8 protein-coding genes and 1 pseudogene are annotated in these 12162 nt (G+C 71.4%); 2 read left to right on the top strand and 7 right to left on the bottom strand.

Going from position 1 to position 12162, the window contains the following annotated elements; all coding sequences use genetic code 11:
- The first annotated feature begins 15 nt into the window (after positions 1-15).
- Positions 16-804: a hypothetical protein gene (locus BM339_RS00200; RefSeq protein WP_021595478.1), complete on the top strand. Its 789-nt coding sequence runs from the start codon at positions 16-18 to the stop codon at positions 802-804.
- Positions 805-919: 115 nt separating this feature from the next.
- Here BM339_RS00200 and ilvC read toward each other — a convergent pair whose 3' ends face one another.
- The 4 genes and pseudogenes from ilvC to BM339_RS00180 form a co-directional block, all read right to left on the bottom strand.
- A complete protein-coding gene (gene ilvC, locus BM339_RS00195; protein WP_021595477.1) occupies positions 920-1903 on the bottom strand; it encodes a ketol-acid reductoisomerase in 984 nt (327 codons plus the stop codon).
- A gap of 73 nt (positions 1904-1976) precedes the next feature.
- Complete coding sequence (ilvN, locus tag BM339_RS00190) at positions 1977-2501, bottom strand: acetolactate synthase small subunit (RefSeq protein ID WP_021595476.1); 525 nt, start codon at positions 2499-2501, stop codon at positions 1977-1979.
- Positions 2502-2506: 5 nt separating this feature from the next.
- Positions 2507-4273: pseudogene (locus BM339_RS00185) on the bottom strand (acetolactate synthase large subunit); the annotation flags it as partial.
- Between the two features lie 218 nt (positions 4274-4491).
- Positions 4492-7320 (bottom strand): putative bifunctional diguanylate cyclase/phosphodiesterase, encoded by a 2829-nt coding sequence (locus BM339_RS00180; RefSeq protein WP_075019586.1) that lies wholly within the window; start codon positions 7318-7320, stop codon positions 4492-4494.
- Positions 7321-7728: 408 nt separating this feature from the next.
- On the opposite strand from BM339_RS00180, the gene BM339_RS00175 reads away from it, so the two are divergent.
- Positions 7729-8847 carry a PQQ-dependent sugar dehydrogenase gene (locus BM339_RS00175; protein WP_021595473.1) on the top strand — a complete coding sequence of 373 codons (1119 nt, stop codon included), beginning with the start codon at positions 7729-7731 and terminating at the stop codon, positions 8845-8847.
- 40 nt (positions 8848-8887) lie between these two features.
- Here the strand turns inward: BM339_RS00175 and gatB are convergent, their stop codons facing one another.
- The 3 genes from gatB to BM339_RS52940 are packed head-to-tail and all read right to left on the bottom strand — an operon-like array spanning position 8888 to position 12152.
- Positions 8888-10372 (bottom strand): Asp-tRNA(Asn)/Glu-tRNA(Gln) amidotransferase subunit GatB, encoded by a 1485-nt coding sequence (gene gatB, locus BM339_RS00170; RefSeq protein WP_075019585.1) that lies wholly within the window; start codon positions 10370-10372, stop codon positions 8888-8890.
- Between the two features lie 14 nt (positions 10373-10386).
- Positions 10387-10989, bottom strand: coding sequence for a DUF4276 family protein (locus BM339_RS00165; protein ID WP_021595471.1), 603 nt, complete (start codon positions 10987-10989; stop codon positions 10387-10389).
- A complete protein-coding gene (locus BM339_RS52940) occupies positions 10986-12152 on the bottom strand; it encodes an AAA family ATPase (RefSeq protein ID WP_075019584.1) in 1167 nt (388 codons plus the stop codon). The genes BM339_RS00165 and BM339_RS52940 overlap by 4 nt, the downstream gene beginning before the upstream one ends.
- Positions 12153-12162: the final 10 nt, after the last annotated feature.

Genomic DNA, 12162 nt, shown 5'->3' with positions numbered 1-12162 from the left:
ATCAGGAGATGACCCGTGACCTCGGACAGCACCATCAGCGTCCTGCATGACGTCCTGCGCGTGTACGACCACCGCTACCTGAGCCTCGACCGGCTCCAGCGGGAACGGCTCGTCGAGGGCACCCGCCGCGTCATCGGCGAGGAGGGTCTGAGCGACGCCGCCCGCGCCGCCATGCCCGCGTCCGCGCGGCTCCGGGCGTTCTGCATCCAGCACGGCCTGCGCGAGGAGCTGGAGCGGCTGATCCGCGACGAGGTCGAGGGCAGCCCGGCGGGCGCGGTCGTGGTCGGCGGCCGGATCTACGCGATGTACCCCTACCTGCGCGGCGTCCCGCGCCAGGACGCCGACATCACCACCGAGGTCGGCGTCGAGCACCGGCTGGAGTCGGTCGCCTGGCAGGGCAGGAAGGTGCGGATCCGCGGCTTCGCCAAGCTCCAGCGCGTCGAGACGAACCGCACGGCCGTCGACGTCATCCTGCGGGAACGGACGTCCGGGAAGGAGCACGGCTTCCCCGCCGACCCCCGCGACGACGGCGCCGGGCGGTTCGAGGCCGTCGCCGACCCCGCCGCCATCGAGCCGGGACGCTGGGACGTGCACGTGGCCGCGACCGCCCTCGGCGTGACCCGCGAGGCCCGCTTCGGCTCCGTGCGCGCCGCCGGGGTGCGGACGGCGCCGCAGCGGCGGAAGGCCGGGCCCAAGGACGTCGGCGTCTACTTCACCAAGGGCGGGCACCTGGCCCTCGTCGTCGCCGAGCCGCCGCCCCCCGCCTCACTCGGCGCCCGGATCCGCCGCGCCCTCCGCCGCTGACAGCGCACGACGGACACTCCAGAACACAACAGACACGCCACAGCACAACAGACACGACAGAGCACGACGGCGCGGGACCCGCCCTCGGGCCCCGCGCCGCCTGGAAGAACGGGCCTCAGTCGTTGAGCCAGCTCATCATCGGGCGCAGCTCGGCGCCCGTCTTCTCGATCGGGTGCGCGGCCAGCTCCTCGCGGTACTGCTGGAACTGCTTCTGGCCGCCCTCGAACTCGTCCACCAGCTCCTTGGCGTACTGGCCGGACTGGATCTCGCCGAGGATCTTCTTCATCGCGGCCTTGGTCTCCGGCGTGATCACGCGCGGGCCGCGGCTGTAGCCGCCGTACTCGGCGTTGTCGGACACCGACCAGTACATCTTGGAGACGCCGCCCTCGTACATCAGGTCGACGATCAGCTTCATCTCGTGGAGGACCTCGAAGTAGGCCACCTCCGGCTGGTAGCCGGCCTCGGTCAGCACCTCGAACCCGGTCTTGATGAGCTCGGAGACGCCGCCGCACAGCACCGACTGCTCGCCGAACAGGTCGGTCTCGGTCTCCTCGGTGAAGGTGGTCTTGATGCCGCCCGCGCGCAGGCCGCCGATGGCCTTGGCGTAGGACAGGGCCAGTGGCCAGGCGCTGCCGGACGGGTCCTTCTCCACGGCCACGATCACCGGCACGCCGCGCCCGGCGACGAACTGGCGCCGGACGAGGTGCCCCGGGCCCTTCGGCGCGACCATCGCCACGTCCACGCCCTCCGGCGGCTGGACGAGGTCGTAGCGGATGCTGAACCCGTGCCCGAAGAACAGCGCGTCGCCCTCGACGAGCGCGGGCTTGATGTCCTTCTCGAAGATCTCCCGGTGGTGGTGGTCGGGGGCCAGCAGCATGATGAGGTCGGCCTCCTCGGCCGCCTCCGCCGGGGTGACCACGCGCAGGCCCTCGGACTCCGCCTTCTCCCGGCTGGCCGACCCCTCGCGGAGCCCGACCCGCACGTCGACGCCGGAGTCGCGCAGCGAGAGCGCGTGCGCGTGCCCCTGGCTGCCGTAGCCGATGACCGCCACGTGCCGGCCCTGGATGACGCTCAGGTCGGCGGCGTCGTCGTAGAACATCTCAGCCACAGTGCTGTTGCCTTTCGTTGATGTGGGTTTCGTGTCGCCCGCGGGGCGGCCGTACGTCGCGGGGTCAGGCGCTGCGCTCGATGGCCCGCAGCGAGCGGTCGGTGATGGACCGGGCGCCGCGGCCGATGGCCACCATGCCCGACTGCACCAGCTCCTTGATGCCGAACGGCTCCAGGACCCTGATGAACGCGTCCAGCTTGTCGCGGTTGCCGGTCGCCTCGATGGTGACGGCGTCCGGCGCGACGTCCACCACCTTGGCACGGAACAGCGTCACCGTCTCCAGGACCTGCGACCGCGTCTCCGCGTCGGCGCGCACCTTGACCAGCACCAGCTCGCGCTGGACGGACGCCGACGGGTCCAGCTCGACGATCTTCAGCACGTTGATCAGCTTGTTGAGCTGCTTGGTGACCTGCTCCAGGGGCAGGTCGGCGACGTTCACCACGATCGTCATCCGGGAGATCTCCGGATGCTCGGTGGTGCCGACCGCGAGGGACTCGATGTTGAAACCGCGCCGGGAGAACAGCGCCGCGACCCGAGCCAGGATGCCGGGCTTGTTCTCCACCAGCACCGAGAGGGTGTGCAGGCTCATCGGGGTCAGTCTCCGTTCTCCCAGTCGGGCGCCATGTCCCGGGCGATCTTGATGTCGTCGTTGGTGGTGCCGGCCGCGACCATCGGCCAGACCATGGCGTCCTGGTGCACGACGAAGTCGATCACGACGGGCGCGTCGTTGATCTCCATGGCCTTGGCGATGACCTCGTCGACGTCCTCGGCCTTCTCGCAGCGCAGCCCGACACAACCGTACGCCTCGGCGAGCTTGACGAAGTCGGGGATCCGCTTGGCCGAGTGCAGATCGGTGTTGGAGTAGCGCTCGTTGTAGAAGAGCGTCTGCCACTGCCGGACCATGCCGAGGTTGCCGTTGTTGATCACGGCGATCTTGACCGGGATGCCCTCGATCGCGCAGGTCGCGAGCTCCTGGTTGGTCATCTGGAAGCAGCCGTCGCCGTCGATCGCCCAGACCGTGGTGTCGGCCGCGCCGACCTTGGCGCCCATCGCCGCCGGGACGGCGTACCCCATCGTGCCGGCGCCGCCGGAGTTCAGGAACGCGCCGGGCCGCTCGTACTTGATGAACTGCGCGGCCCACATCTGGTGCTGGCCGACGCCCGCGACGTAGTAGGCGTCCGGCCCGGCGATCTTCCCGATCCGCTCGATGACGTACTCCGGGGACAGCGAGCCGTCGCCGGGCGTGTCGTAGCCCAGCGGATACGTCTTGCGCCACGCGTCGAGCTGCCGCCACCAGTCGGTGTAGTCGCCCCTGCGGCCCGCCTCGTGCTCGTTCTGGACGGCGACGATCAGGTCGGCGATGACCTCCCGCGCGTCCCCGACGATCGGGACGTCCGCGTGCCGGTTCTTGGAGATCTCCGCCGGGTCGATGTCGGCGTGCACGACCTTGGCGCCCGGCGCGAACCCGTCCAGCTTGCCGGTGACGCGGTCGTCGAACCGGGCGCCGAGCGCGACCAGCAGGTCGGCGCGCTGCAGGGCGCCGACCGCGCCGACCGCGCCGTGCATGCCCGGCATGCCCATGTGCTGCGGGTGGCTGTCGGGGAGCGCGCCCTTGGCCATCAGCGTGGTGACGACGGGCGCGCCGGTCAGCTCGGTCAGCACCTTCAGCTCGGCGGACGCGCCGGCCTTCAGCACGCCGCCGCCGACGTAGAGCACCGGGCGCTCCGCCTGGACGATCAGCCGTGCCGCCTCGCGGACCTGCTTGGAGTGCGGCCGGGTGACGGGACGGTACCCGGGGAGCTGCAGCGGCACGGGCCACTCGAACGCGACCGTGGCCTGCAGGGCGTCCTTGGCGATGTCGACCAGCACGGGGCCCGGCCGCCCGGTGCCGGCGATGTGGAACGCCTCGGCGATCGTGCGGGCGATGTCCCCCGCCTTGGTGACCAGGAAGTTGTGCTTGGTGATCGGCATCGTGATGCCGGCGATGTCGGCCTCCTGGAAGCCGTCGGTCCCGATGAGGGAGGACGCGACCTGCCCGGTGATCGCGACCATCGGCACCGAGTCCATGTAGGCGTCGGAGATCGCGGTGACGAGGTTGGTCGCGCCGGGCCCGCTGGTGGCCATGCACACGCCCACCTTGCCGGTCACCATCGCGTAGCCCTGGGCGGCGTGGCCGGCGCCCTGCTCGTGCCGGACGAGGATGTGGCGCAGCTTCGCGGAGTCGAACAGCGGGTCGTAGGCCGGGAGGATCGCGCCACCCGGGATGCCGAACACCGTGTCGACGCCGACGTTCTCCAGGGCGCGGACCAGCGCCTGGGCTCCCGTCATCTGTTCGGTCGTCATGATTCTGCGGTTCCTTGGGGAGTGAGTCTGGCTCGCCGGGCAACAAAAAACCCCCGCCGCCGGGAGGCGGTCGAGGGGAGGCGCGCAGGACGGAAAGCTTGGTCAGCCTGCGCGCCGACCAAGTACTACGAGGATGGTGAAGGTGCTCTGCACGAGCCTTACTTTCGCCGATGTCCGCCCGCCGGTCAAATCCTTGGACGCTTTGTCTCAGATGTCGAGACGCCGTGTCCGGGCGGTCAGCCGGGCAGCGGCAGCGCGACATCGCCCGGACGGTCCTGCTCGGCGAGGTTCGTCCGGACCAGCGACTCGACCCGCCTCGCCTCCATCGGGCGCGCCACAAGGAACCCCTGGCCGCGCGGGCAGCCCATCTCGCGCAGCAGCTCCAGCTGCTCGGGCCGCTCGATGCCCTCCGCCACCACGGTCAGCCCGAGGTCGCTGCCGAGCCGCACGATCGTCCGGGTGAGCAGCGTCAGCGTGTCGTCCGAGCCGAGCCCCGCCACGAACGACGGGTCGATCTTGATGACGTCGACGGGCAGCTGCCCGAGGTAGGCGAGCGAGGCGTACCCGGTGCCGAAGTCGTCGATGGCGAGCCGGACGCCGAGGTCGCGCAGCTCCGACAGCCGGGCCACGTTCTGGCCCGCGTCCTCGACCAGGACCTCCTCGCGCACCTCCAGCGTGAGCGCCTGCGGCGGCAGCCCGGTCTCGGCCAGCGCCGCCGCGACCGACTCCACGAACCGCGGCGCGGCGATCTGCCGGGCGGTGAAGTTGACCGACAGGCCGACGTCCCACGCGTCGCCGCGCCACCGGGCGACCTCCCGGCACGCCTCCCGCAGCACCCAGTCGCCGAGCGGGATCATCAGGCCGGACTCCTCCGCCGGGCCGATGAACTCCTCCGGCGGCACCGCCTCGTTCTCCCGCCGCCAGCGCAGCAGCGCCTCCACCCCGGTGACCCGGGACGTCGACAGGTCCACCACCGGCTGGAACTCGACGGAGAACTGCTCCTCGGCGAGCGCGGCCTGCAGGTCGCTGCCCAGTTCCAGGCGCCGGACGACGTCGGCGTGCATGTGCGGCGCGAACACCTCGACCCGCCCCCCGCCGAGCTCCTTGGCGCGGGCCATGGCGAGGTCGCCGTTGCGCATCAGGTCGGCGGCGCTGCGGCGGACCCGGCGCCCCGCGTCGGCCCCGGCGCCGTCCGGCTGCTCCTCGTCCCCGGCGAAGGCGATGCCGACACTCGCCGTCAGCACGATGTGCTTGCTGCCGACCTGGTAAGGGTCGACCGAAAGCACGCGCAGGAGCCGACCGGCCAGTTCGACTGTGGCGCGCGTCTCACCGTCGTCCGGCGGCAGCTGGACGAGGACGGCGAACTCGTCGCCGCCCCACCGCGCCACCGTGTCGTCGGACTGGACGGTCGCGCGCAGCCGCCGGGCCGCCTGCGCGAGCACCTGGTCGCCCGCCGCGTGCCCGTCGGAGTCGTTCACCGCGGTGAACCCGTCCAGGTCGACGAACACCACCGCGGCCCGGCCGCCGGACGGCTGCCGCGACAGCACCTCGCGGGTGCGCTCCTCGAAGTAGGACCGGTTCGGCAGGCCCGTGAGCCCGTCGTGGAACGTCAGATGCGCGACCTGCCGCTGCAGCGCCGCCTGCTCGCTCAGGTCGCGGGTCGTCACCAGCAGCCGGGACGGCGCCCCGTCCGACCCGCTGTACCGGGAGATCGTCGACTCGGTCGGCACCCACGTCCCGTCCGCCGCGCGCAGCCGGCACGACACGCGCAGCACGTCCTGGGGGCCGACGTCGTCGGCCTGCTCGTCCAGGAACTCGGTGAACACGTCCTGGACGCGCGGCAGGTCCTCCGGGTGGATGATCTCGTTCAGCGGGCGGCCGAGCAGCTCGTCGGCCGTGTAGTGGTAGGTCCGCAGGGCGCCCGCGCTCGCGTACCGCACGGTGGCGTCCAGGTCGCAGATCAGGACGGCGTCGTTGATGCTCTCCGACAGCGCGCGGAAGTGCTCCTCGCCGGTGCCGACGGCCCGGCGCAGCGCGTCGTTCTCCCGCAGCAGCCCGGCGAGCCGCCCGATCAGCACCAGCGCCGCCGAGCCCGCGGCGATCGAGATGCCGGGCTCCAGGCCGTTGTGGCCGGTGAGCGAGTGGCCCGCGATGAACAGCGCCGCCGCGGCGGCCACCGCGGCGGGCGCGATGCCGGGCCCGATCATCCGGCCGCACTGCTCGCCGTCGACCTCGACGTCGGGCGGGATGTCGTCGACGGGCAGGTCCGGCTCGGCGGCCGGGCCCGTCCACGGCACCAGCAGCAGGAGCAGCAGCCCGGCGAGGCGCAGGATGTCGGACGGGTCGTCGGACGGGCCGCCGCCGTCCAGCCGGACGAACGTGGTCACGAGGTCGGCGACCGCGATGGCGGTCAGCGCGCCGTATCCCATCCAGGCGAGGCGGCGGTGCCCGCGGGCGGCGCCGAGGACGAACGGCAGCGCGCCGCAGACGAACACGATGTCGATCAGCGGGTACAGCAGTTCCAGCAGGAACTCCGAGGGCGCCTCCCCCGACCGGTGGTAGAGGCCTCCGAACAGCGCGACCCAGCCGAGCACGAACAGCGCGCAGGCGCAGACATAGGTGTCGGCGGCGTAGCGCAGCCACGTCCCCGCGTCCCGGGGCAGCCTGATCGGGGCGACCAGGCCGGTGACAAGCGCGACCAGCGCGAACAGGTAGAACAGGTCGGGCACCGACAGCGACAGGGCGCTGCGGACGTGCCCGTCGGACAGGGCGCTGCCGAGGGCGCCGACGAACCAGGACGCGGCGGCGATCCCGAACCACCGCCAGGAGGCGCGCCAGATCCCGCCCCGGCCCCCGGCGCCGTCCGCCGGGACGCCATCGGGCATCCGCGACGACAGCAGCAGCGAGACCGCGGCGGCGCCGGCGGCGCCCACCTCGGCCCAGGCGATGAAGGCACGGCCGCCCCAGCCGAGCAGCGAGCCGGTGGCGTACAGCACCCCGACGACCGCGGCCATGGCGACCGGCAGCGCACGCGGCGGTATCCGCCTCGCGTAGTCGCCGCTCATCTCGCCGTGTCCCTTCCTGCCCCGGTGGAGCGAATCGGCCCCGCGGACGCCACGTCACGCCGGGGGAAAGAGTCGGGCCGAGGACCCTCGCCGTGTGGGTAACGGCCGGAAGGTCACGGACCGTGCCCGCGCGGGATCGGCGCGGGCCGGCGGCGGGCGCGCGGGCCTCGCCTGCCGAAGATCAGCGACACTGCTGCACAACGGGATCACCGTGTCGCTCACTGTACGTTCGGTAGGTCACGGAGCGATTGAGGCTCAGCGTCCTCCCGGCGACGAACGACCTAGTCGCGAATCCGTTTTGGGACGTCCGAAAGTGGATCGTCACGGAATCGGCGCCGCGCCCCGGGTTACGCTCGGTGACCGGGAACGGGGAGCCTCCCGGATCCGTACTACCTACGGGAGGCGCTCATGCGACAGCACACGACCATCCTCGTCCCGGCCGCCCTGGCCTCGGCCGCACTGCTCCTCGCGGCCTGCTCGTCCTCGACGTCCGGCGGCGACGGCGGCGAGGGGGGCCGCACCCCGCCGCCGCTCTCGTCCAGCACATCGCCGGCGACGGGGACCGGCGGGGCCGGGAAGCCCCGCACCATCGCGGGCGATCTGAAGGTGCCATGGGCGGTGGCGTTCCTGCCCGGTGGCGACGCCCTGGTGACCGAGCGCGACACCGCCCGGCTGGTGCGCGTATCTCCGTCCGGGCGGAAGACCGCCGTCGGGACGGTGCCCGGTGTGGAAGCGCAGGGTGAGGGCGGCCTGCTCGGCGTGGCGGTGTCCCCGTCGTACTCCACCGACCGTCTCATCTACCTGTACTTCACGGCGTCGTCCGACAACCGTGTCGTCCGCGCCACCTATGACGGCCGTCTCGGCACCCCGGACCCGATCGTCACCGGCATCCCGAAGGGCGGCATCCACAACGGCGGGCGGCTCGCGTTCGGCCCGGACAAGATGCTGTACATCACCACCGGCGAGACCGGAGAGCCCGGCCAGGCGCAGGACAAGGGCTCCCTCGGCGGCAAGATCCTCCGCGTCACTCCCGGCGGCGAGCCCGCGCCCGGCAACCCGTTCGGCTCCCGCGTCTGGACCTACGGGCACCGCAACGTCCAGGGCCTCGCCTGGGACGGCAAGGGCCGCCTCTACGCCACCGAGTTCGGCCAGAACCGGTTCGACGAGGTCAACCTGATCCAGAAGGGCGAGAACTACGGCTGGCCGGAGGTCGAGGGCATCGGCGACGAGGAGGGCTTCACCGACCCGCTTCTGACATGGACGACCGACGAGGCGTCCCCGTCCGGCCTCGCCTACGCGGGCGGCTCGCTGTGGGCGGCCGGCCTGCGCGGCGAACGGCTCTGGGAGGTCCCCCTCGACGGCGGCAAGGCGGGACGTCCCGTCGCCCACTTCGAGTCCGAGTACGGGCGGCTGCGCGCCGTCGTCCAGGCGCCAGACAAGTCCCTCTGGTTCACCACCAGCAACGAGGACGGCCGCGGCGACCCCGCCGAGGACGACGACCGCATCCTCAGCGTCCAGCCCCGCTGACCCGCCGTCCCGTGGCCGCGCCACGGGACGACGGCACGCGTCACGACGCGCCGAGCTTCTCCAGGATGAGCTCGCGGGCCCGCCCGGCGTCGGCCTGGCCGCGGGTGGCCTTCATCACGGCCCCGACCAGCGCCCCGGCGGCGGCGACCTTCCCGGCGCGGACCTTGTCGGCCACGTCCGCATTGCCGGCGATCACCTCGTCGATGATCGAGTTCAGCTCGCCCTCGTCGCTGACGATCTTCAGGCCCCGCTTCGCGACGACCTCGTCCGGGGTGCCCTCCCCGGCGAGCACGCCCTCGAACACCGTGCGGGCCAGCTTGTCGTTCAGCTCCCCGGCGGTGATCATCGCCTGCACCTGGGCCACCTGCTCCGGCGTGATCGGCAGGTCGGCCAGCTCCACGCCCTGCTCGGTGGCGCGGCGGGACAGCTCGTTCATCCACCACTTCCGGGCCGCCGCCGCGTCGGTGCCCTGCGCGACCGTCGCCTCGATGAGGTCGACGGCGCCGGCGTTGACGACGTCCCGCAGCTCCAGGTCGGACAGGTTCCACTCCGCCTGGATGCGGCGGCGCCGCGCGGCCGGCAGCTCCGGCAGCGACGCGCGCAGCTCCTCCACCCACTCCCGCGACGGCGCCATCGGCACCAGGTCGGGCTCGGGGAAGTAGCGGTAGTCCTGCGCCTCCTCCTTGCTGCGCCCGCTCGTGGTGCGGCCGGTGTCCTCGTGGAAGTGGCGGGTCTCCTGGACCACGCGCTCACCGGCGGCCAGCACGCCCGCCTGCCGCTCGATCTCCGACCGGACGGCCCGCTCGATCGACCGCAGCGAGTTGACGTTCTTGGTCTCCGTCCGGGTGCCCCACTCCCCCGCACCGCGCGGCATCAGCGACACGTTCACGTCGCAGCGCATCGAGCCCTGCTCCATGCGGACGTCCGACACGCCGAGCGAGCGGACCAGCTCGCGCAGCTCCGTCGCGTACGCCCGCGCCACCAGCGGCGCCCGGTCACCGGTCGCCGCGATGGGCCTGGTGACGATCTCCACCAGCGGAATGCCGGCCCGGTTGTAGTCGACCAGCGAGTACTCGGCGCCGTGGATGCGCCCGGTCGCGCCGCCGACGTGCAGCGACTTGCCGGTGTCCTCCTCCATGTGCACGCGCTCGATCTCGATCCGGTACGTCTCGCCGTCGACCTCGACGTCCAGGCGGCCGTCCACGCACAGCGGCTCGTCGTACTGCGAGATCTGGAAGTTCTTCGGCATGTCCGGATAGAAGTAGTTCTTCCGGGCGAACCTGCACCAGTCCACGATGTCGCAGTTCAGCGCGAGGCCGATCTTGATGATGCCCTCGATCGCGGCGCGGTTGGTGACGGGCAGCGCCCCCGGCAGCCCCAGGCACACCGGGCACACCTGCGTGTTCGGCTCCGCCCCGAACTCCGTCCGGCACCCGCAGAACATCTTCGACGCCGTGCCGAGCTCGATGTGCGTCTCGATCCCCAGCACCGGCTCGAATCGCGCCAGCGCCTCGTCGTACTTCATCGGCGTTTCCACGCTCACAGGTATCCCAGTCCCTTCAACGCCTCATCCGTCTCGGCCACCCATGCGGCGTACGCCGGTATCTGCGCGAGCACGTCGAGGTCGACGTTCTGTCCTATGTAATCGAAGTAGTCGACCCGCGAGCGGCGACCGCTCCCGGGACGCACCGCGTCCAGCACGGGCTTCGGATCGAGGATCTTCTCCACGTCCCTCGGACGCTCGGGCAGGCCGGAGATGTCGCTTCCCCGAAGCCCCGCCCATACCTTCCGGTCGGCGAGCAGCCAGGCCTCGGTCTCCCGCACCGGCACAAGCGGGACCACCGGGATCGTCAGGCCCTGTGCACGCAGCACCTCCACGACCTTCTCGGCCTTGCCGCGCTCGTTGTGGTCGTTGTGGACGCAGATCAGGTGGCAGTCCTTTGCCAACTCCACCACTGCCCGGCAGACCCGGTCGGCGTCCTTGATCGTCCAGCACTCGCCGATCTCGGTCTTACCGACGTCCACGACGTGCCGGGTTCCCTTTTCCGTCAACGCCCGCAGCTGCCTGAACACCACGGCGCCGAGGAACCGCTCGTCGGTGGTGTTCTCGGCCACGAGCCCGGGGACCAGCGGACGGCTCACAACTCGTCCTGCCGAACAGTGCCCAGGTACTTGCGAACCTGCCTGGGCGACACGAATGTTCCCGGTTCGCCCTCGTCCCGGACGGGCTTGGCCACGGTGACCCGGGAGACCCGCTCCTTGTCCGGGTCGACGCGGACGGCCGTGTCCAGGAACACCAGCGACTCGGGACGCGTCCGGTACAGCTCGGAAACCACCACGGGCGAGTGGCTGGTGATGATGACCTGCCGCAACGGCCGTTCCAGCGACTCGGGGTCGTTGAGGTCGGTCACCCGCTCCTGGATCCGCCGCAGCAACTCGGCCAGCCGCCCCGGATGCAACCCGTTCTCGATCTCCTCCACCAGCAGGACCCCGGAGTGATCCGGGTCGTGCAGCGCGGCGAGGAGGCCGAGGACGCGCAGCGTCCCGTCCGACAGCAGGGTGCTGGGGACGCTCCCCTGCCCCTCGAAGACGAGATCGAACGACCACTCCTGGCGCTTCTCGTCCAGTTCGGTCCTGATCTCCCGCACATCCGGTACCAGAGCCGCGAGATCGACCATGAGATCGTCCAGCGCCTCGGACGAGCTCATCCGGCCGAGCACGGCGGCGAGGTTACCGCCATCGGTCCGCAGCGGCCGCCTGTCCGCCAGGTTCGCGAGTGTCCGCATCGCCCGGGGGTCGGGAACGTACTCGCGGACCTGCTGCATCTCTTCTTCGACGGTGACCATGAGCCCGGCGGGCAAGCGGTCCACGTCACTACCGAGAGCCACACGAACCGTCCGAGACTCGTGATCTCGGACGGCATCCGGCAGGCCTGCCTCCTTCACGTCAAGAAACTCGAAGTGGGAGAGCTTGGCCACGGGGATCCCGTCTCGCAGCCCGACACCCTCCGCTGACTCGACGGCGACCAAGCCGTCTGGCAGTCGCAGAAGGAACCGGGCAACAACCCTCAGCTCGGCCACCGGATGGCCGTCGCGGGCTCGGTGAAGGTTCTCCTGCGGACGTCCCCGGCGGGCATTCAGCAGAGCCTCAGATGGAGAGATCCAGGCGTCCTGGTGGTACTCGATCGCGTCGAAAAGGTTGGATTTGCCGCTGGCATTGGGGCCGACGAGGGCGAGGAACGGCGGAACGTCCAGCTCGAAGTCCAGGAAGGACTTGAAGCCGTCGATCTCGATCCGGGTGATCACTGACGCACCG

The sequence above is a fragment of the Actinomadura madurae genome, assembly GCF_900115095.1.
GTDB classification, from domain to species: Bacteria; Actinomycetota; Actinomycetes; order Streptosporangiales; family Streptosporangiaceae; genus Spirillospora; species Spirillospora madurae.
The sequence above is the reverse complement of the archived record's forward strand: the minus strand, read 5'-3'. Positions and strand labels throughout refer to the sequence as shown.

Coding starts and splice junctions, on each gene's coding strand:
- ilvC (WP_021595477.1), bottom strand. CDS start 1,903: ATGTTCTACGACGACGCCGCCGACCTGAGCGTCATCCAGGGCCGGCAC.
- ilvN (WP_021595476.1), bottom strand. CDS start 2,501: ATGAGCCTGCACACCCTCTCGGTGCTGGTGGAGAACAAGCCCGGCATC.
- BM339_RS00180 (WP_075019586.1), bottom strand. CDS start 7,320: ATGAGCGGCGACTACGCGAGGCGGATACCGCCGCGTGCGCTGCCGGTC.
- BM339_RS00175 (WP_021595473.1), top strand. CDS start 7,729: ATGCGACAGCACACGACCATCCTCGTCCCGGCCGCCCTGGCCTCGGCC.
- gatB (WP_075019585.1), bottom strand. CDS start 10,372: ATGAAGTACGACGAGGCGCTGGCGCGATTCGAGCCGGTGCTGGGGATC.